This window comes from Sulfitobacter sp. GN1-4 (assembly GCF_055693825.1).
In genome coordinates this window covers 4,049,169-4,069,622 of sequence record NZ_JBVFUQ010000003.1, presented here as the reverse complement: position 1 = coordinate 4,069,622, position 20,454 = coordinate 4,049,169, and the positions used below count along the sequence as shown (strand labels likewise).

Annotated in this window: 20 protein-coding genes; 12 read left to right on the top strand and 8 right to left on the bottom strand. The window is 56.3% G+C overall.

The genetic code is table 11. From position 1 onward, the window contains the following. Window positions 1-10: 10 nt before the first annotated feature. Together ACZ1HM_RS20845 and ACZ1HM_RS20840 are read right to left on the bottom strand one after the other, a co-directional pair. On the bottom strand, window positions 11-1,312 hold the full coding sequence (locus tag ACZ1HM_RS20845; RefSeq protein WP_472744488.1) for a flagellar hook protein FlgE: 1,302 nt from the start codon (window positions 1,310-1,312) through the stop codon (window positions 11-13). A 131-nt stretch (window positions 1,313-1,443) separates the two neighbouring features. After that, window positions 1,444-3,141, bottom strand: coding sequence for a tetratricopeptide repeat protein (locus ACZ1HM_RS20840; RefSeq protein WP_472744487.1), 1,698 nt, complete (start codon window positions 3,139-3,141; stop codon window positions 1,444-1,446). Window positions 3,142-3,367: 226 nt separating this feature from the next. Between ACZ1HM_RS20840 and ACZ1HM_RS20835 the strand changes: the two genes are divergently transcribed. The 5 genes from ACZ1HM_RS20835 to ACZ1HM_RS20815 are packed head-to-tail and all read left to right on the top strand — an operon-like array spanning window position 3,368 to window position 6,811. After that, window positions 3,368-4,096: a flagellar hook-basal body complex protein gene (locus ACZ1HM_RS20835; RefSeq protein WP_472744486.1), complete on the top strand. Its 729-nt coding sequence runs from the start codon at window positions 3,368-3,370 to the stop codon at window positions 4,094-4,096. 27 nt (window positions 4,097-4,123) lie between these two features. Further along, window positions 4,124-4,909, top strand: coding sequence for a flagellar basal-body rod protein FlgG (flgG, locus tag ACZ1HM_RS20830; protein WP_472744485.1), 786 nt, complete (start codon window positions 4,124-4,126; stop codon window positions 4,907-4,909). Between the two features lie 16 nt (window positions 4,910-4,925). Beyond that, a complete protein-coding gene (gene flgA, locus ACZ1HM_RS20825; RefSeq protein ID WP_472744484.1) occupies window positions 4,926-5,612 on the top strand; it encodes a flagellar basal body P-ring formation chaperone FlgA in 687 nt (228 codons plus the stop codon). Then, window positions 5,609-6,328, top strand: coding sequence for a flagellar basal body L-ring protein FlgH (locus tag ACZ1HM_RS20820; RefSeq protein ID WP_472744483.1), 720 nt, complete (start codon window positions 5,609-5,611; stop codon window positions 6,326-6,328). The genes flgA and ACZ1HM_RS20820 overlap by 4 nt, the downstream gene beginning before the upstream one ends. 12 nt (window positions 6,329-6,340) lie before the next feature. Then, window positions 6,341-6,811, top strand: coding sequence for a flagellar biosynthesis protein FlgH (locus tag ACZ1HM_RS20815; RefSeq protein ID WP_472744482.1), 471 nt, complete (start codon window positions 6,341-6,343; stop codon window positions 6,809-6,811). Between the two features lie 6 nt (window positions 6,812-6,817). Here ACZ1HM_RS20815 and ACZ1HM_RS20810 read toward each other — a convergent pair whose 3' ends face one another. Genes ACZ1HM_RS20810 through ACZ1HM_RS20800 form a run of 3 tightly spaced genes read right to left on the bottom strand, consistent with a single transcriptional unit; the run spans window position 6,818 to window position 10,143 of the window. Then, complete coding sequence (locus tag ACZ1HM_RS20810) at window positions 6,818-7,486, bottom strand: flagellar hook assembly protein FlgD (RefSeq protein ID WP_472744481.1); 669 nt, start codon at window positions 7,484-7,486, stop codon at window positions 6,818-6,820. Window positions 7,487-7,499: 13 nt separating this feature from the next. Beyond that, entirely contained in the window at window positions 7,500-9,458 is a 1,959-nt protein-coding gene (locus ACZ1HM_RS20805) for a hypothetical protein (RefSeq protein WP_472744480.1), read from the bottom strand. A gap of 1 nt (window position 9,459) precedes the next feature. Further along, window positions 9,460-10,143: a sigma-70 family RNA polymerase sigma factor gene (locus ACZ1HM_RS20800; RefSeq protein ID WP_472744479.1), complete on the bottom strand. Its 684-nt coding sequence runs from the start codon at window positions 10,141-10,143 to the stop codon at window positions 9,460-9,462. A 387-nt stretch (window positions 10,144-10,530) separates the two neighbouring features. On the opposite strand from ACZ1HM_RS20800, the gene ACZ1HM_RS20795 reads away from it, so the two are divergent. From ACZ1HM_RS20795 to ACZ1HM_RS20785, 3 genes are all read left to right on the top strand, one after another. Then, window positions 10,531-11,514, top strand: a complete 984-nt coding sequence (locus ACZ1HM_RS20795; RefSeq protein WP_472744478.1) for a response regulator — start codon at window positions 10,531-10,533, stop codon at window positions 11,512-11,514. Between the two features lie 102 nt (window positions 11,515-11,616). Next, window positions 11,617-12,036, top strand: a complete 420-nt coding sequence (locus ACZ1HM_RS20790; protein WP_472744477.1) for an acyl-CoA thioesterase — start codon at window positions 11,617-11,619, stop codon at window positions 12,034-12,036. A gap of 151 nt (window positions 12,037-12,187) precedes the next feature. Further along, a complete protein-coding gene (locus ACZ1HM_RS20785) occupies window positions 12,188-12,586 on the top strand; it encodes a hypothetical protein (protein WP_472744476.1) in 399 nt (132 codons plus the stop codon). Window positions 12,587-12,592: 6 nt separating this feature from the next. Here ACZ1HM_RS20785 and ACZ1HM_RS20780 read toward each other — a convergent pair whose 3' ends face one another. After that, window positions 12,593-13,498: an amidohydrolase family protein gene (locus tag ACZ1HM_RS20780; RefSeq protein ID WP_472744475.1), complete on the bottom strand. Its 906-nt coding sequence runs from the start codon at window positions 13,496-13,498 to the stop codon at window positions 12,593-12,595. A 44-nt stretch (window positions 13,499-13,542) separates the two neighbouring features. Next, complete coding sequence (locus ACZ1HM_RS20775; protein WP_472744474.1) at window positions 13,543-14,667, bottom strand: aminotransferase class I/II-fold pyridoxal phosphate-dependent enzyme; 1,125 nt, start codon at window positions 14,665-14,667, stop codon at window positions 13,543-13,545. Between the two features lie 24 nt (window positions 14,668-14,691). Between ACZ1HM_RS20775 and ACZ1HM_RS20770 the strand changes: the two genes are divergently transcribed. Beyond that, entirely contained in the window at window positions 14,692-15,450 is a 759-nt protein-coding gene (locus ACZ1HM_RS20770) for an MBL fold metallo-hydrolase (RefSeq protein ID WP_472744473.1), read from the top strand. 14 nt (window positions 15,451-15,464) lie between these two features. On the opposite strand, the gene ACZ1HM_RS20765 is transcribed toward ACZ1HM_RS20770, so the two are convergent. Further along, window positions 15,465-16,181, bottom strand: coding sequence for an SDR family NAD(P)-dependent oxidoreductase (locus ACZ1HM_RS20765; RefSeq protein WP_472744472.1), 717 nt, complete (start codon window positions 16,179-16,181; stop codon window positions 15,465-15,467). A gap of 164 nt (window positions 16,182-16,345) precedes the next feature. Here ACZ1HM_RS20765 and ispD point away from each other — a divergent pair, with 164 nt between their 5' ends. The 3 genes from ispD (at window position 16,346) to ACZ1HM_RS20750 (ending at window position 20,434) form a co-directional block, all read left to right on the top strand. After that, on the top strand, window positions 16,346-17,032 hold the full coding sequence (gene ispD, locus ACZ1HM_RS20760) for a 2-C-methyl-D-erythritol 4-phosphate cytidylyltransferase (RefSeq protein ID WP_472744471.1): 687 nt from the start codon (window positions 16,346-16,348) through the stop codon (window positions 17,030-17,032). Between the two features lie 358 nt (window positions 17,033-17,390). Next, a complete protein-coding gene (locus ACZ1HM_RS20755; protein WP_472744470.1) occupies window positions 17,391-18,344 on the top strand; it encodes a response regulator in 954 nt (317 codons plus the stop codon). Further along, on the top strand, window positions 18,341-20,434 hold the full coding sequence (locus tag ACZ1HM_RS20750) for an ATP-binding protein (RefSeq protein WP_472744469.1): 2,094 nt from the start codon (window positions 18,341-18,343) through the stop codon (window positions 20,432-20,434). The genes ACZ1HM_RS20755 and ACZ1HM_RS20750 overlap by 4 nt, the downstream gene beginning before the upstream one ends. The last annotated feature ends 20 nt before the right edge of the window (window positions 20,435-20,454 follow it).

Below are 20,454 nucleotides of genomic sequence, written 5' to 3'. Positions count from 1 at the left end.
TTGGTTAGGATTAGCGTTTCAGTCGTGTTGTTTCATCCATCAGATCGTCGACGGTAGTAATAACCTTCGCATTGGTCGAGAACGCCCGCTGCGCCTTGATCAGGTCAGTCATTTCCTGGGCGATATCCACGTTAGAGGCTTCCAATGCGCCCGCGTTGATCGAGCCTACTGTTGAGGAATTCGCCTGGAAGGCGGTGAAGGCGCCGGTTTCAGCAGTGAGCTTATATGCGTTGCCCTTTGCCTCAATCAGGCCATTGGGGTTGGCCACATTTGCGACCGGTATTTCAAACAGCGGGCGGCGTAGTCCGTTATCAAAGATCCCGAACAGAATGCCGTCTTCAGAAATTTCACTGCGCACCAATTCCCCAACGCTTGATCCGTCGCGGTCAAACGACAGGCTGAAGTCACCAGCAAATTGCGTCACGCCTTGGAAGGTGTTTGGGGCGCCCAGCACGATGTCGAGGGTCTGGGGGACTGCGCCGTTGTTCAGCGTTACTGTTGCAATGCCTGTGACGTCGTCAAAGGCAAAAGCGGCGGGGGCGGTCGCTGTGGATGTGGCACCCGTGTAGGCCAGCGGGCTGCCTGCTTCTGCGCCGGAGTCGTTGAATTCAACCGTCAATGTCCCGAGTGAAACGTCATCGTTGTCAAAGATCTCAAGATCCCAGGTGTTTGCGGTGGTCGTCGGGGACCAAGAAAAGCTCAACCGCTCGCTTGCCCCCAAAGGCGTGAAGTATTCAGAGGAGGTTGCGAAGGGCGCGCCGGGCGTGGTGACGCCTGTGTCCTGAGACGGCAAATTGCCAAAGGCATCCACTTCGGTTGTGACACCCGCGGAGATGTTGAAATTGCCAATGTTGACGGTTTGCATCTGGTCAAATGAACTGCGGTCCACCGATCCAACAGTGCCGTCCAACCCATAGGGAAAACCAGCAAGGTAGTATCCCGCCGCATTGCGCAGATTGCCCTCTTCATCGGGCAAGAACGATCCCGCGCGGGTCAGCATGTAATTTGTGGCGACCGTTTCATTCGGGGTTAGCGAAACGGCGAAAAATCCGCTGCCGCCGATTGCCATATCTGTGGGTGAGTTGGTGGAGATCAGACCGCCCGCGGTTTCAATGTCCAACTGGTCCACCGCGCCAACTGACAAGACACCTTCGCCGTTGCCGCCTGACGCTGTGGTTGTCACCAAGTGTGAAAAGCCACGACGGTAACCAACGGTGTTCGCGTTTGCGATATTCTCTGAGATGCTACCGACCTGCTTAGAGTTCGCTTTCAAACCACTCACGCCAGTTTGAAGTGCACTTGAAATGCTCATCTGCCCACCTTTTTATGTTTTTTATTCTTCTGCCTTTGAAGGAAAGATACACGCAGGAGTTTTAAGTAAGGTTAAATTCTCTTAAATTATCCTTACAGCATGCTAATTTAGCGAATTTATCTTTAATTTATTCATTGGCTGATGCCGGTGTTCTTGATGCTTTCAAAGGCGTTCTCAAGGCTTTGCAGCCGTGTCGCGGCATCATCCGCGCGCAAAGGAAAGAGTTCTGGCTGTTCGTTCGACAGGCTTTTTGCCAGCATTATCAAATCTTTATCGTCGCTTAGCCCCGGAAAGGCTTCGGTGATCTTGGTCACGGTTTCCGCGTCATTCGCGCGGTTGGCACCGATCAGCAAGCGGGTCGCATCTTGGAGTGAAAAGTCAGTTGGGTATTTCCGCCACAGCTGCAGAAAAACATCATTGGACTGCGCCCAGTTTTCTTCTTTTGCCAAGGCAAGCGCCAGCTGCCTCAGGTGATCGGCTGTTGGGTCTGCCAGCGTGGTTTGCAACAGGGCAGGTGTATCGCCCAATTTGGCAAGAACAGTTGCTTTGAGAGCAGCATGGCGTTCCATGTTCTCGGCACCCTCTGGCAGGTCCACCAATTCCAGGGTTAAGCGGGCATCTTCTGCCAGGCCTGCTTTCAGTTTTGCCTGTGCCAGCTTGAGCGTCAGATCAAAGACTTCTTGGCCCGTGTCTTCACCGTCTTCCGCTCTGTCACGGGCCAGCCGGATGGCGCGCCGCAGCTCTTGTGCGGCCAGGTCAGTGGCGCCCAGGCCCAGAACGTAATCGGCAAAGGTTTCAGTATGTCGGGTGAAGCTTGGATAGTATTTGAAAAACGGCATCAGTTGCAGATGCGCCTGCATCCAGTCCCCAATCGCATACTCCCCCATGCCGCCCTTTTGATAGACGGAGGCCAAGAGTTCCTCAATGCGGGGACCAGAGGCTTGCGTATAAGGGGCCTGAGGAAAGCGGGTCACAAGTTTGCCCATGGTCAGCAGTTCGTTCACCGGATCTTCGAGGCCCGCGTATACTCGGGCGAGCCGGATGTGCAACTCCAACTCATATTCTCCACCACGCCAGGCTTCGCGGCCATCCTCCAGCGTGCTTTTTGCCGCCAGCAGGGCCCCTTGGCTGCCGTTTCGCAAAGACATGTCCGCAACAGCCAGCCGGGCACGAGCGGCATAGGCATCCCAGCCGCTTACGGCCTCAAAGTATTGTGCCAGCGCAGAGGATTCATTGCCGCGTCGTTCTTGGGCGCGGCCCCGCAGGAAATACCCGGTTGAGGATGAGGACAGATCCGGCAGCTCAGCCATCAACCTGATGGCTGCATCGGCGTAGGTGTCTTGGCGAAGTTCAATCGCGGCCTCAATGAAGACAGGCAGCATCGCACGCAGAACAGCGCGGGATTGCATTCCCAATCCTGCAAAGCTGCCTTGGATGTTGCCAGACAGCATTGCGACATCTCCGTCAGCAATCGCTTGCAGGCTCCGCCAAAAGGCCACATCGCCCCGCGATGGATCCAGCAGGGGTGAGGTTTCAAACGCTTCGACAGCCTCCCCATCCAGCAGCTGTGCGGCATGGCTGAGGGCCAGATGGCGGCGCTGTTCATCGGGCTGCTCAGGGGTGATGCCCTCCAGGGTGGAGCGCGCTTCAAACACAAGCATATGGGTCAGATAAAGCTCAGCGGCGCTGAGCAGCAGCGACGTATGTTCCTGTCCATGTGATGCCCCCAGCATCTGAACAAGTTGCACCATGTCGGGGTAAAAGGTTGTCCGGGGCCAATATTGCAGGTCCAGATCACTGGGCCATCCCGCTTCGCGGGGCGGCAGCATCCGCGGCTCATGTCCTGCATATTTTTCCGCCAGCGGGGCAGTGGGTGCGCTGAGCACCGCAAGGATAGTCGCCGCTGTATATAGATTTGCTCGGATCATCTCGATACTTGTTCTTGTATATTACAATATATCTTGTGTTATTCTTGTACTTGTGAGACTTTGTTTTTGCAACAGACTGCCATCTGCATGACATACCTCGGTACCTGCTCCGCCGACGGAGGCTCTAATGAGCAACATTAGCTACATTTCGCTGTCCCAAGCGACTGCGCTTGAGCGCAATCTGAACCTGACTGCGCATAATTTGGCCAATGCCAACACCGCGGGGTTCAAGGCGCTGCATCCGTTGTTTGAATCCGTCGAAGACGGCTCATCAGGGACCGGCATCAGCTATGTCCAGGACCGTGGAACATATCTTGATACACGCGAAGGTGCGCTGACCCCGACAGGCAACCCTTTTGACGTGGCCTTGGCCGGTGAGGGTTGGTTCTCCTTTGATATCGGGGGGGATGAACCGGCCTATGGTCGGCATGGTCGGCTGGTTCTTGATGTTGATGGACAGCTCAAAACCTCGGGCGGCTTTCCAATTCTTGACGCAGGTGGTGGACCGGTGGTTTTGCCGGATGACATCGGGCCTGACGTCTCCATCACCACCGGTGGTGCCATCACTGACAGTACAGGCGCAGTGCTGGGCAACATCGGTGTCTTCACAATCGAGCAGGGGGCAAACATGTTGTCCCTGGGCGGCGGCATGTATCAGATCCCCACTGGCGCCGCCGCCCCACAACCTGCCGAAACTGCACAGATCAAACAGGGATTTGTGGAGGGAAGTAACGTGCAGGCCGTGCTTGAGATGACCCGTCTGATCGACATTCAGCGCGCATATGAAAACGCCGTAAAACTGATGAACGAAGATGATGGTCTGACCAAAGGGGCAATTCAGAAACTTGGGCAGTAAAGCAAAGCCAGAAGGTAGAGCAGTAAAATGAAATCACTCGGTATCGCAGCAACAGGGATGTTGGCGCAGCAAACCAACGTCGACGTCATCGCCAACAACATTGCAAACGCCAATACGACCGGGTTCAAAAGCGGGCGGGCGGCGTTTCAGGATCTGATCTATCAAGGGATCAGCAGCGCGGGCACGCTCACGTCTGAGGAAGGCACCGCGCGTCCCGTGGGCACAGACGTTGGTCTGGGCGTGCAGGCCGCTGGTGTCATCCGTCACAACACCCAAGGCGGTTTGGTACAGACCGAAAACCAGTTGAACCTGGCTATTGATGGGCGCGGATACTTCATCGTCAACCGCCCCGACGGCTCTCAGGCGTATACGCGGGACGGTAATTTTCAGCTCAGCTCAACCGGGCAGCTTGTGACGTTGAACGGGTATGAATTGGAGCCGGCCGTGGTTGTGCCGGAACTGACCCGCCAGGTGGAGATAAACCAATCAGGCGTCGTCATGGCCTATGTGGAGGATGATCCCACGCCGGTGGAATTGGGCCAGCTCACGCTTGCCACGTTCCTGAACGAGGCCGGGCTCAAGCCTGTTGGCGACAACTTGATGGAGGTCACAGGTGCCTCAGGTGATCCGGTTGAAAACACGCCCGGCACGCCTGGTGTGGGGATCACCCGGCAAGGTTATTTGGAAAACTCCAACGTCAACATCATCCAGCAAATCACCGATCTGATCTCGGCGCAGCGGGCTTATGAAATGAACTCAAAAGCGATCGAAACCGCGGATCAGATGATGACCACAACCAACCAAATCAAGTAACTGAATTGATCTTCGGATGACCCAGAATTCAACTTTCCTAAAGCTGCTGCAACTGGCCTTGCTGGTGTTTTTGCTGACCTCCATGCCGGTTTGGGGAAACGTGGCCAAGGTCACCGACCTCATCGAAGAACGCGCTATGGCTGAGCTGGATCTGCTTTTGCCAGACAACGCGCGGATTGATATCCGCCTGGCTGAAGGCGTGGTCACGGAGGGCCAGTTTATCCAGGAATTCTGGATGGATCAGGACACCGGCCAGTTCATCGCCAATGTTGTGACTGAATACGGTGGCACGCAGCGTGTCTGGGGCCTGGCGATCATGACCGTTTCGGTGCCGGTGCCGACGCGCCGCATGCTGCCTGACGAAATTGTATCGCGTCAGGACATCTCGCTCATTGATTTGCCGATGCAACGGTTGGGTGCCTTCGCGATTGATGATGCAGAGCTTTTGGTGGGCCAGCAGGTCCGGCGTACCTTGGTGCCGGGCCGCCCCGTGCCGCGCCAATCGGTGATCCCGCCGCGCATCATTGAGCGGGGGGATAAGGTGAAGATCGTGCTGAAACACGGGGCCTTGGCGTTGACTGCAAGTGGCCGGGCCATGTCGGACGCGCACGAAGGGCAGGCGATCAAGGTTGTGAACCTGTCCAGCAACAAATCAATTGATGCGATTGCCACAGCAGAAGGCGTGGTGGAGGTATGGCAATGAAGATCAGATTGGCAGTTTTGGCAGGGCTGGCGGCGGCTTTGACGGCCTGCACACAGTTTGAGGATGCGCGTAATCCACGGGTAAGCGATCTGGTGTTGGATCCAAATACGATGAGTGAGGTTAATCGGATCAACGTGCCCATGCCCATGGTTGAGCCGACGTTACCCCCGCAGCGGGCAGAGGCGTCCAGCCTTTGGTCCAGCAATACCACCAGTTTCTTTAAGGATCGGCGCGCGCAAACCGTTGGTGATCTGGTCACCGTCCTGATCAACATCAACGACCGCGCGCAGCTGCAAAATGCAACGGCGCGCAGCCGCGATGCAAAGCAGAACGTGTTGGATGCCGATATCCTCAATTTCGATACCGCCACAAACAGCGGCACCTCTTTGGGGTTGGAAAGCAGCTCTGAGGCGAATGGCACCGGCAGCATCAGGCGGACAGAGAGCATTCAGTTGCGGGTGGCAGCCCTGATTATCCAGACATTGCCCAACGGGAACTTTGTCATTGCCGGACGGCAAGAGGTGAAAGTGAACCAGGAACTGCGCGAATTGAGGATTGCCGGGATCATCCGTGAGGCCGACATCGGGGTGGCCAATACGATCAACTACGACAAAATCGCCGAGGCCCGCATTTCCTACGGTGGCAAAGGTCAGATTTCCGTCGTGCAATCCCCGCGCGTTGGTCAGGATGTTCTCGAAGTTATTCTGCCGTATTGATGTGAGGGTGCGGTGATCAAGTTTGCGATCATCGGAGTGCTTGCTGTTGGTGCAGGGGCGGCGGGGTATTTTGCCGAAGCGATGTTTCGGCCTACCTCAGCGCCTGAGCCCGAGCAGAAAGCCATGGCTGAGAAGAAAGAGGATCAGGACCTGTTTCTGATGCCCCTGGGCAAGTTCACGATGCAAATCCCGCAGAACAAGAACACGCTTTACATGGTGTTTGACCTCGATGTTTTCGTGATGGGTGCCAAGAACTTTGAAGAGATCAATGGAGCGTCGGGCAAAGCCAAATTGCGGGATGCCACGGTGACGGCAATGGCTGAGTTGGCACAGACCGAACCTAGTTTGAGCGAACCCTTGGAAGATGACCAAAGCAAACATGAGTTTGCCGCTAAGTTGGTGCGCAAGATCTATGTTGATTTTCCGATGGTGCGCACGGCGCGCCTGAACTCATTCAATTCGGATATCGCTGCGGGCAAATAGCCGTGCTTATCTCGCAGCCAGTACCGTCACGGATGAGACGGTCTCTTCTCCTTCCAAGGTGAAAAGAATCTCGCCTTCCTGGAAGATCACTTCTTTCACCTCAGCGGTGCGGGAGACCTCGGTATCAACTGGATCCCCATTGGCATCGCGCGCCAGCAACTGGACCGTGTATCGTCCTTCAAGCTGCGCCACCCCGGCGTCATCTGTGCCGTCCCATTCCAGCGGGAATTCGGTGAAGGGCGTTGTGGACAGTCCGTTCAACGTCCGCACCACCCGCCCCAGTGGATCGCTGATCCGGGCCTCAACCGATACCGCCCCATCGCCAACGGCATAGGATGAATTGATGCTCCCGTTCTCCAGCCACAGCACGTTAGAGGTGGATTTCACCTGCCGACCGATCAGGTCTGTGCCATTCAGGTTCAGCAAACCCGCCATCTGGTTCGACAAAAGTTCAATCTGATCGTTGGTTTGCACGGCCTGCTCCACCTGCGAAAGTTGCGCCAGCTGTGAAACAAACTCAGTGCTGTCAACAGGGGCAAGCGGATCTTGGTTCTGGATCTGCGCTGTCAGCAGGGTCAGAAAGCTCTCATAGTCCTCGCCCAACTGCGAAAGAGAATTGTCAGCCGTCGCGCTTGTTGCGTTCACGTTGTTCAGAAGGGCGGGCGTGGTGAGCATGGTCTGATCCTTCTTACGTTAAGATGTTCAAATTGCCATTGGCGATGACGTCGGTGTGCTCCGGGGTGGGATCATCCGACGCGCTCACCTGGCCGAGGTCTGAAGACGTGTTGTTGTTCTTGGCCTGCTGATCGGTCTGGGCATTGCTGTTTTGGTTCTCGAATTCCATCACAGTGCTGTCTGCAACGCCGATGGCCTGGGCCAACATCTGGCGATCATCGCGCAGCACCTGCAGCACGGCGGGATTGTCCACTCTGACAACCACCTTGGACGCCAGATCTTTGTCGCCGATCACCTCGATTTCAATCGCGCCAAGCCCTCTGGGATGCAGATTTACGGTCGTGCGTCCATCTGACACCTCAACGGCGCGCACCTGACTGACCAGCGCCTCTGCAAAGGGCTTGGTTGGCTTCGGTTGGGTGCCGGTGGTCGCCGTCACCGATGCTTGGGCGATGGGGCGTGTTTCCGATTGCAAGGCTTGCAGCACTTCAAGTCGCGGTGCCTCAGCCGGATCAACCAAGATGGGCTCGGCGTTGGCATTCAATGCGGCAAGGAAGGTAGGCTGCGGTTGCGTGCCCAGGTGTGTCGGCGCAGTGGTTTTGGTAAGGCTGACTGGGGCAGCGGCTTTGAGCGTTTCAACGGTGTCCGCACCCGCTTCGGTCTCACTCACGACCGCCGTTGCAGCGCTCGTCAGTGTTGATGCCGCAGGTTCAACCCGTGGACCTGACGCGCGCAGTGGCTGCGGGGCCGGGGTGCTGAGCGTTGGGGCCACCGACAGGGTTTGCGTCGTTGCGGTTTCTGCGGTCAAAGGAGCGGGTGTCCCTGCTGCCGCAGTCACCGGCGCTGCGGCTTGTGTAGTAAGGGATACGTTGGCCGCCACGGGAACTGGTTTCGTTGCGGCAGCAGTGGTCGGTTGGACCTGCGTTACAGTTGGTGTCGCAGCTTTCGCCACACTTTGCTGAGCCGCTAGGGATTTAGCCCCTGGCTGCGATGGTACGGGGGCCGCTGCGGCCTGACGCAGGGGTGATGCGTCCAGGCGTGTCTGAGCTGGAATAGCCGGTGGTGCGGTCGTGAGCGGGCTGGTTGGCGCGTCAATCTCATGCGCAGTTTGTGTGGTGCCAGCCGTCGGCAAGATTGTGCCTTGGGTCGCTTGCGTGCTCACGGATACGATGGCGGGTTGCGGCGCTGCGGGTGTGGGAGCAGCGGGCAACTGGCTGGTCGCTGTGACTGACGTGCTCTTGGATGGCACAGTCGCGGCGACAGTTCCCTTTTGCGTGTCAGTGAGCGGCACAGATGCTGCAGGAATGACCTTCGCTTGCGGTAGTGTTTCAGGTGCCACCGCCAAGGCTGGCGTTTCAGCGACTTGGGCTGCACTCACCGGCACAGTTTGGACCGGCACTTGAGCGGGTGGCCCAGCTGTCGTGGCACCCTGTTCATTGACCACAGGTGCGATAACTGCCGTTTGTATCGGGTTTGTGGGGGGTCCTGTGCTGATGATGTTTGCCGTCGGCAAGATCACCTTGTCGCTGGGCACGCCTGGAGTTGAACCTGGGACGCTAGGAGGTACCACCACCAGACCGGTATTGCCAGAAGGCGCTGAGACGTCCGTTGCAAGCGCTGTCTCGCCCGGTATCTGGGGCGCTTCAAAGCTGCCAGGAACAGCGACCGTTCTTTGGTCAGCAACTGTGGTAGGTGTGCCGGACAGCTGCTGAGATGCCCCGTCTTTTGGTGTTGCAATAGCGTCTAGCTGCACGGTGCCATCTGGTGCCAACGCCAATTCCTTGGATGCGTCAGTGGTTGTCACCAAAGCAGCTGTGCTTCCCGCACCCGGCGTGTCCTGCGGTTTGGCCACTTTCAGACCAGCGGATTGCACCAACAACCCAAACTCTCCTGCGCCGGGCGTCGTCTTGCCCTGCCCGTTTGGCACAGCCGCTTGGGGCGTTTCCCCCAGTGCTTGGATCAAATTCATCATTCTATTGCAGCCTGCCGGTCAAAACGCCTTGCGCCATCAGCGCATACTTCAGGCGTGACAACGCGCGGCGCTCCAGCTGGCGCAGCTTGCTGGCGGTGACACCCAAACGGGTCGCCAAATCCCCAACGCTCTCGGGCGGTTGTTGCAGGCTGCGGCACACAACCACCTCGCGGTCGATGGCATCCAGACCTTCCAGCGCGCGCGAGATGTGGCCCCGCATCATCTCAACGGACGATTTAGTAATGGCCTCTTCCTCGGGGGTGGGGGCCTCTGACACCAAACGGTCTTGCCCGTCTTCATCTTCGAGTGATTGCTTGATGCAGGGCAGTTTCTGATTTTTGCCTGTACTTGGCGTCTCAACAATAGTTCGAAGACTATCCAGTGCCGTAAAGACCGAGTGCTTGACCCACCAACGCGCGTATGTCGAAAATCTGACGTCGCGGGACAGCTCAAACATGTCGGCGGCCCGGATCAGGCCAAGCAAGCCCTCTGAGACCAACTCTTCTTGTTCTGCTTTGTCCTGGCTTAGTTTTTTTGCCCAATAGTGAACGATACGCGCGTGCGAAACCAAAAGCGCTTCCAGCGCATTGCGGTCTTGTCGCTGTTGCCAATCGGCGATCAACAGGCGTTCGTCCTCCCATTCCAGAAGGGGCGCGCTCCTTGCGGCCGCGTATGAAATTGTCATTGTCTCTGCCCAATAGGTTTTATTGTTTTTTTGCAAAGAACCATGAATTCTTGGTTTGGCAAAGATAAAAATTGTTAATATAAGAATAAACATCCCAAGAACTGTGGGATTGTCGCCACGCTGTGTGGGGATCATGGCCAGAAGGCCTTACGTTAAGTGATGATATCGGAGCGATCGGGTGGCAGGCACCCAGCGGCAAATCCGTGGCAAAATCCACACGCTTTCTGCGGTGTTCTTCAAGAATTGCGCACCCGTAGAAACGATCTTCGAAGAATAGCCGGATTGTTCAAAGGTGCCCCAATTTCGCCACTTTTCTAGATAGAATTGAACTTTAAGAAAGCAGACACCTGAGCGCCAAGCCAAGCGTATCTGGAAACGGAGGCAAAAATGAAAGTTCTGGCGGTTGATGACGACCCGCTGATCCTTGAGTTGCTCAAGCAATTCATGTCAGCCATTGGCGACCATGAATTGACGACAGCCCCCTCGGGCCCCGATGCCTTGGCCATCCTGGAAACAGCGGTGGCAACGGATTTTGACTGCTTTATTTTTGACATCCAGATGCCGGGCATGGACGGTGTTGAGCTGATTGGCAAAGCCAAAGAGTTCCGTCCGTTTGTGGATACACCGATCCTGATGCTGACAGCGATGTCGGAAAAACGCTACATCGATGCGGCCTTTACCGCCGGTGCGACCGACTATGTCACCAAGCCTTTTGAGGTTGCTGAGCTTCGCTCGCGGCTGGAATTGGTGGAAGGTCTGATCAAGCGTGGTAAAATCTCATCTCGCAAAGTGTTTGCGGCCAATGGCTTGGGCGAAGGCGAGGACGGGGCCGAGCAAGAGATTGGGCTGTTTGATCCTGTATCCATCTATGACGTGGACAACGTGATTGATCACACGGCGCTGGAGAACTATGTCGCTCAGCTCACACGCAGTTCCCTGTTTGGCTCAACTGTCTTTGCAATCTCTATTCGCAAGATAAATGAGTTTCACCAGGGCCTGTCAGGCTTTGAGTTTTGCAGTCTGATCTCAGACGTGGCTGAGGTTATTTCGGACACGCTGATCAATCACCAGTTCCTGATGTCTTACGCGGGCAACGGTGTTTTTGTGTGCATCGCTGACGGTGGATGGCGGCCAGATATGGAAAAGCTGCGCGACTATGTGAACCTGTCGCTCAGCCGGACTGAGATATTCAACAATAGCGGTCAACAGCTGGCACCACGTGTCGTGACCGGCGATGCCATTCGCCTTGTTTGGAAAACCGGCAGATCGCTGATGGAATCCCTGGCCGAAGCGCATATCAGCGCTGAGGAAGCGAGCATCGCTTACGAAAACCAACAGCGCAATCTGTGGAGCGATTCCCAGATGGCCTAGGGCCAGCCCTTGTGGCATGTGTTCTGGGCCAGCGGGGCTTTCGTGCTAGGTTCGACGCTACGCGCGGATATACCGGCACAGCAAAGCAAGTGAGCAGGACAGATGTGTGCATCGCCCACACCCCAAACCCATCACTATTTTCAGAAGGTGATGTTTCGCCACTGCGACCCAGCTGGCATCGTCTTTTTCCCGCGATACTATGAGATGATAAACGATTGCATCGAAGACTGGTTCGCCAATGCCGTCGGGGTGCCCTGGGACGTTTTGCATCGCAATCATGCTACGCCCACCTTGAAGATTGAGACAACCTTCACCGCCCCCAGCAGGCATGGGGATGATCTAAGTTTGGCTTTGAACGTCACGCAGATTGGCCGCACCAGCCTTGGTTTGCAGATTGTCGGCAGTGGGCCTGATCAGGAACGGTTTGCGTCCAGGTCTTCGTTGGTCAATGTTGATCTGGATATTCGGCCAGCGCCCTGGCCTGATCAGATGCGCAAAGTATTTGAGGCCTATCTGATCTGACAGTTGGGCACCCCAGCTTTGCAATCATCCTCCCCAAAGCGTGATGGGCAGAGAGGTGGCATGCCCTTGTTCCCGCTGTGAATGCGCCCATCTTTCAAAGACGCCTGACGCGAAACGTTCAGGTCATTCGTTTGGTCCTTTGGAGGATGATATGCATAAATTTTCAATGGCTCTGGCGGCTGCTCTGACCCTGACGGCAGGTATCGCAGATGCGCAGACATTTCGCGCGGAGAACCGCGTTACAGTGACAGATCAGGGCAATGGCCTGTTTTCGGTGCCATCTGGCAACCGATATGGCGCGCGTGGTGCTTGGTGTGCCGCGTCTGATTATGCCCAGGATGTGCTGAATGCGCGCGGCACCGACCGTCTGTACGTCCGCATGCCGCAGACAACAAACAGCGGGCCGGTCACCTTTGGTTTGGCACCTGGCAATACCACGCCTGTCTCTGTGACAGGGGTTTCGTCAGCACTGCGGACGGCAGGCGCGAACCTGTCTGTCGATCACGCGTTTCAGTTTTGCTATGACGCGCGGCTGATCAACACCCGCTAACGGTTGCTATCCCATCGGGATGGCATAGAAACGCGCGGCAGTGGCACCAAAGACCTGCTGCTGCGCGCCCTCGTCATCTTGCGTAATTTCGCGGATGAAGCTGAGGATGTCTGGATACCGCAGATGCAAGCTATCTACGGGAAAGTTGCTTCCGAACATCGTCCGGTTTGCGCCAAACATCTTTAGAATGTCACGCGTCACCTGCTTTGCAGGGCCAGTCAGTTGGCCGCCAAAAAACATAGCATAGCCAGATAATTTGACGCTGACCTGCGGCAGCTGCGACAGGGCGTGCATCCCCGTCGCCCAAAGCTGAAGGCCGCTGGGTGAACTGTCATAGGGCGATCCCAGATGGTCAACCACCACAGGTATCTGTGGGTGCGCTGCCAACAAATCGGCCGCTTGCAACATCTGTTCTGGATAGAGCTGCAAATCAAACCGCAATCCACTGTCTGCCAATCGGGCGAAGTTGTCGCGCCAGAGCGGATCATCCAGACGGTTTCTGGGGGCAAAGCTGATGTCAGGCCGGTCTGGCAGATAAGAAATGATCTGCCGGATGCCCCTGAGGTTTGGATAGGCCTGGTGGCGGGTGAGCTGATCAGCAAAGGCTTTTGACGTCAGATCGGCAAAGCCGACACTATATATCGGATGCCTCGATTGATCGCTGATCCTCTGAACGAAGGCTGTTTCAGCCACAGGATCTGGAATTTTCGGATCGGCCTGGACATGGACAGAGGCCTGCAAAGTGTCTGGTGACGGCTCTGCCAGAAATTCATCCAGAAGATAGTCACGCTGAATTGGTGTGGGATCCCCAAAGGGTTTCATCGCCCCGATGTCTTTGATCCAGACATACCCGACATCCAGTTCAGGTGTGTTGGGGGCCCATAGGTGATGATGCGCGTCGATGATCTGCAATGGGAACCTCCTGAGGTGTCTGTGACTTGTCCAACAAAGCGTAGCTATTGCCAGTCCCGCAGCGCCTGCGCAACACGGTCAAGACCGGTTGCAAGGTTCACTGCAGCGCCGCCGCCGACGCCCAGTCGGATATGGTTTGGTTGGTCATAGGCGCTGCCGGGCAACAGGAAGGTGCGGTAGGGATCCGCCAGCAGACGTTTTGCAAAGACATCACTGTCGATCCCGTCAGGCAGCCGTCCCAGTCCGATAAGGCCCGCTTGGGGGCGCACCCAGGACAGGCCGTCTTGCCCCGTAACCCAGGTATCCATTTCGGCCAGGTTTGCCGCGCCCTCATGCCGGGCTTGCGCCATGGCCGTTTGGTATCGATCAGGGCGCAGCGCAATCTCGGCAATGACTTCACCAAGGATGTTCATGATCTCTGAGCTGTTTTCACGCAAGATCACGGCATCCATCACCACATCGGGATCTGCGCTGATCAGCCAACCGGTGCGCAGGCCTTGTAGGCCAAGTGCCTTACTGACGGAACCGGTCGTGATCCCGCGCGCATAAAGGCCCGCGATGGCCGGAGCACGCGGGCCTTCCCATTCCAGACCGGCATAAACCTCATCCACCAACAGCCAGGCCCCAACCTTGTCAGCGATACGCACCAGCTCTTTCAGCTCTGTGCCGGACAGCAATTGACCGGTGGGATTGTTGGGGTTGCTGATAAAGATCATCTTTGTGCGATTTGACACAGCTTTGGCCAAAGCATCCAGCGGCAGCCGCCACCCGTCTTCTTCGCGGCGTGTCACTTTGGTGATTTTCGCGCCGATGGCTTTGGCCAGAACCTCCGCCTGTGGCCAACCTGGCGTTTCAATGATGATCTCATCTTGGGGCTGAAGCAGCTGCATGATCGCAAGGTAGTTGGCTTCTGCCGCACCTGCGGTGATCAAGACGTCATCGGCAGTACACAGGTTTGTCAGCCCCGCCTGGGCAAGGACGTGACCGCGCAGGTCTGGCAGCCCCCGAAAGTCCTTGTTGTTCCAATCAAGCGAAAGATCCGGGTCCATCTCATCCAGAAAATCACCCAATCGTGGGGATTGCGATAGTGAGAACCCGACAACCGCTTCTGGTGCGGCTTCGGTTGTCTCAAGCAGATATTGGAACAACGTGTGTATCTTGACTTTCATGCGGCCTCTTTCCCCAATGGTGACATGAGTATCGCGATCCCGCTGAAGGGAAAACCGAAACGGCTCGCCATATTGGATTATGGCCTATTTGAGGTCCACGCAGGCCCCAGGACAATCGGCATTTGTGGCTTTGTCATCGAAACGGATGCGGGTGAATACGTTCTGATTGATACCGGATTTCCTGCAAAATACGCAGAAAACTCAGATGCTGCGACGGCAGAAGATGATCTGGGCAGTTTTGGACGCGTGGTGTCCGTGACGCCGAACAACCTACCTGAGGCGCAGCTTGCCAAACTTGGACTGCGAAAATCAGACATCGGCCTCATGATCCAAAGCCACACGCATATTGATCACTTGGGCGACATGGACGGCTTTCCGGGCATCCCGATCCTGATTGCAAAGGCTGAGCGTGCCTTGCCCAAGCCGCTTTATTGGTCTGGCAAACAACCAATGGACTGGCCTGATCGGGACTATCTGCTCGTTGAGGGTGATATGGTGCTGGGCGATGGGTTTGAGGTTTTGCTGTGCCCGGGCCACGCCCCCGGTCAGCTGGCCTTTTTGATCCATCTGCCGCAAAGCGGTTGGATCATGCTGACCTCTGACGCGATCAGCCGTGCCTCTGAGATTGAAGAGGGGTTTGCGGGTTCATGGGATGTCGACCAAGCCGTGTATCACGGGGCGCGGCTGCAGACCCTGGCCGCTAAGCGAGAGGCGTTTGTGATCTATGGTCACAGCCCCACCCAGTGGCCTGCCTTGAAAAAAGCGCCCGAGTGGTACAGCTGACCCCGTCTTGGGCCTTAGCGGACGTCGCGCCCTTGGTTGAGGATAATCACATTCCCGCTTGAAACATCCCCCGCGGATGAGACCAGAAACCCGACCCAAGCGGCGATCTCTTGGGGTTGCATGGCGCGGCCGTGGGGCATTTGTGCGATGGCTTTTTCCAATACATCTTCTGTCAGGACGCCAAACAGCGGGGTTTCCGTCATCGCAGGTGCGATAGAGTTCACAGAGATTTTTTCGCGGGCATAGCGGCGTGCCAGGTCTTTGGTCAGGTTGTCCAAAGCCGCCTTGGACGCGCGGTAGTGCGGCGGGTCAAAGACATCAAAGTTGTAGGCACCGTTGGACGAAATGTTCACGATCTTGCGCACACCTTTGCGGCCTTTCATGAGCTTGATCGCAGCCTGACTGCAATGGAACGCAGCGCCAAAGTTCAGCGCCATCTGTCGGTCAAACTCATCTTCGGGAATGTCGGGGAAATCGGACATATAACAGGTGCCCGCGTTATTGACCAAAACATCAACGCCGCCGTGCTGTTCGGCGATCTGGGCAAAGGCTTGCTTGATGGCGCTGGGCTCCAACAGGTTTACGGTTAGGCCCGTAAAGCCGGGCGCGGCCATTTCAGCCAGGCCACCGGCATCCACATCCAGCCCAACCACGTCATACCCGTCTGCCAAAAGACGTGTCACAATTGCGCGGCCCATCCCACCTGCGGCTCCTGTTACGACTGAGATCATCTGGTTCCTCCCTTTGCTGACGTTAAACATGATCGCGGGTGCTGGAACAGGCCGTTTGAGCGCAATCATGATCTGAAAATCCGCTGCTGCCCCTCGACGGAGTGGCAGGGCTGTGGCATCCCTTAGGGCTATGTACCGATCTACCCTCTCAAATTCAGGCTGATATGCAGGTTGCAGCGCTCATCGTGGCTGCGGGACGTGGGACACGTTTTGGCGGCGACATCCCCAAACAATACGTGCCTTTGCATGGTGCCTGCGCGTTCCGCCGGTCTTTGGAACGGTTTCTGGAGCATCCTGCGATCGCTTTGGTGCAACCTGTCATCCACGCCGATGATGCAGAGCTTTTTGCCCTAGCGACATCTGGATTGGCGCATCCCAACCTAAAGCCAGCCGTGCATGGCGGCGCCACGCGGGCGGGGTCTGTTTTATGCGGATTGGAGGCGTTGCAGAACGAAGGTGCTTCGCATGTTCTGGTGCATGATGCGGCCCGGCCGTTCGTGACCAGCGATGTGATCAGCGATGTGATTGCGGCACTCAACAGCAACGAGGCTGCATTTGCCGCTCTGCCTGTGGTTGATGCGCTATGGTCCTCTGATGCGGGCATGGCGGTGTCTTCGGTGCCGCGCGATGGGCTTTGGCGGGCGCAAACACCACAGGGGTTTGGGTTTGAAACACTGTTTTCGGCGCACCGGTCCTATGTAGGCGAGGCGGCAGATGATGTGGCCATTGTCAGGGCGCAGGGCATACCCGTCAGGATTGTCGAAGGACATACTGACAATTTCAAAATCACGACGCCAAAAGATCTGGCGCGGGCGTTGAATCTGGCCGGGCAAATGCCGGATGCGACCTAAAGTGGTGTTCTGGGGCGGGTTCTGTTAGGCTTGGTTTATCGGCACCACATGTCGGCAGGAGGATGGTTGTGGCGGCAAGGGACAAGAATGCGCCGCCACGCCACAAAGACGAAAACTCACAATATTCCCTCATTAGTGGAACCGTCAGTGTCGTTTTTGCCGTGAATTGGTGTCTTCCAACAATTTTCTGGTTAAGCCTAGGTTAAATTGTGAAGTTTCCTATTGGTAAAATTAACTGACTGGCGGATATCCTTCTTGCCAACGAATTAAAATATTCGATTAAACGGGCAGCGGGCCAAAACAAAAAAACAGCCGCTGATGCAGAAGCACCGTTAAGAGCAGGTAAAACAGGTGCGACATGAAGATCCTCATTGTGGATGACGATACGCTCATCCTGGAGATTCTTGAGCTCTATCTGAGCACAATCGACTATGATGATGTCACCTGCGCGCAAAGCGCGGGGGATGCGCTTGCGCTCATGCAGCGCGCGGTTGTGCCGTTTGACTGCATCTTTCTGGACATAAGCATGCCTGAGATGAACGGGGTGGAAATGGTCCCGCACATCCGCAGTTTGCCGGCCTATGCCGACACGCCCGTGATTATGATGACCGCCGTGAGCGACAAACGTCACATTGCATCTGCCTTTGTTGCAGGTGCGTCGGATTATATCGGCAAGCCCTTTGAGTTCTTTGAGCTTGAAAGCCAGCTGCAGGCCGCAAAAATGCACGGGCAATCCATGGCCTTTTCCCGCCAAAAGGCTGGGCGCGCTCTGGATGATACGATCCGGCAGTTCATCGCGCAGCAGCGGCCCCAACCTGGTGATGACATTCCGCAGAGCGGTTTGATGGCAGAAGGCGCGTTTGAAAATTGTCTGCGCAACCTCAAAGGTGAGATGGGGCGCAAACCTGAGATGCTGACCTTGCAGATGCGCAACCTGTTGCACGACAAAGACGGTGCCGTGAATGAAGACGCCGAAGGTTTTCTGTTCACGCTGTGCCAGCACATCCGCGATGGCATTCACGATATCCAAGCCATCGCCACTTACGTTGGCGACGGCACGTTCCTGGCGATGACTTTCGCGACGGATCGCCGAAACGCTGGTGCGTTGATGAAGGCCATGCGCAAAGCCGTCAGCCTGACCGAAACCACCTTTGAGATGGAAAACCAGCGCAAGCCCCGGTTCGCGTTTTCTGAGATTAGGCTGCACGGCGAGCCAAAGCAGGCCGAACCCACGTATTTGATTTACGCCGCGAAGTATGCGGCCAACCCTTCACTGGATCAAAGCACCAGTGCGGTAGGAGAACTCTCATGACCGATGGAACGCCAAAGAACCGCTCCGATAGTGTTCTACACTATGCGAAAGCCGCGATGGTCGGCATTTTCTGCGTCGGGCTCTTTATCATCTACGAACGAGAGTTGATGGCTGACCGGCATCACGAACAAGAGCTGCGTTTGCAAACGGTGCAAGAGCTGTCCGTTGTCCGGGAGAAAATCCAATCCGTCATTTTTGATCGCATCCTTGAGATGCGCGAGCTGGCGACGATCGTCGAACGCAATCCGCAGATTTCGGATGAAGAATTTGGCCAATCGGCAACAGACTATATCGAAGCAAACCCTGATGTGATCAACATCGCACTGGCCCCAGATCTGGTGGTGAGCAGCGTCTTCCCAAAGGAGCGCAACTCAGCAGCGCTGGGATTGGATTACCGTCAGCGGCCCGATCAACTGCCCCTGGTTCTGGAAGCCATTGCGCGCGAACATGGGGTGGTCACAGGACCAGTGGATCTGATCCAGGGCGGCCAAGGTTTAATCCTGCGCCAGCCCATTTTTCTAGAAGCGCAAGACCCATCCGTTTCCGAAAAGGTGAACTGGGGCATCATTTCGATGGTGCTGGATTACGATAGTTTTGTTGGTGGACTTGGACTGTCCGACATAGCCGACGCCTATGATCTGGTCATCCGGGATATCGGTGGTGAAACATATGACCAGCAGATCTTTTTTGGCGACGTCGCCGTGCTGGACAAGGATCCGGCGCGCTTGATGTTTGAATTTCCCTTCGGCACTTGGGAGCTGGCCGCAACCACCAAAGGCGGGTGGCCGGCGCACCGCCCCTCCTTTACCTGGAGCGTTACAGCCGAACTTCTACTCTTGATGGTTGTCCTTTTCGCCATGTGGTGGGGCGCGCGGATGATCGAAGCGCGCCGGTCGGCCCAGACCACCCTGCAAAACGCCATCGAAGCCTTGCCAGACGCCTTTGTCATGTTTGACCGCAACGACCGGCTGGTGCATTGGAACAGCCGCTATAAGGCGCTTCAGGGCGAGAATGGAGACATCCTGAAACCCGGTGTGACCTACGAAGAAATTCTGCAGGCCGGGCTGGATAAGGGGCTCTTCAAAGACGCGATTGGCAACGAAGATGCCTGGTTGGAGGACTGGCGCGAGCAGCGCAAAGAGCCCCGCTACGATTCGGAATTGCAACGTGCGGACGGGTCCGTTTTCCGCGTCTCAGACCAGCTGTTGCCAGATGGCAGCACCGTGGGGCTGCGAATCGACGTGACCGAAATGAAAGAGGCACGTCTGGTTGCTGAGGCCGCAAACCGTGCAAAATCTGACTTTATGGCAGTGCTCAGCCACGAGCTGCGCACACCACTCACTGTGATGCTTGGCATGGCGCGCCTGTCAAAGAACATGGACCGCCTGCCCGCAGCAAAGACCCTGCTGGCTGGCATTGAGGCGCTACCGGAAGAACAGCAGAAAACCTTGCTCGACAGCTCCAACGGGATGTTCAAAACCGTGGCCGACATGATGACCAAGCTTGAGAATTCGGGCGAGCATCTGCTGTTTCTGGTCAATGAAATCCTCGATTTTGCCAAGATGGAAGCCAGCGGCATGTCTCTGGACGCAGAAGAGGTCGACATCGCCGAGATCATCAAGACAGCGACAGATCAGATCGCCCCAATGGTCGAACAGAAAAATCTTGAGCTGATCGTGAAACCAGAAAGCTGTGCTGTGAACGTTGACAAAAAGCGGGTTCAGCAGGTGCTCATGAACTTGCTTGGCAACGCTGCAAAATTTACCCCCGAAGGTTCAATCACGGTCAGCTGTGACTTGACCGAGGATCACATCGCCATTCACGTGACCGACACCGGATTTGGCATGCCAGAAGACCAGGTGGAGAAGGTGTTCGAACCCTTCCATCAGGTCGACGCGTCCAACAAGCGTGGCATCGGCGGGACGGGCCTCGGCCTCGCCATCTCACGCGAGATCACAGAAGCCCATGGTGGCACGCTCACCGCGACCACGAAAGAAGGCGAAGGAAGCACGTTCACCCTGCGTCTGCCACAAGCCTCAGCCGCGACGAACGAAGGGCGTGGGGCCAGCAAATTGGCACCTGCGGCATAGTTGGGTCGTTGTTGCGAGGG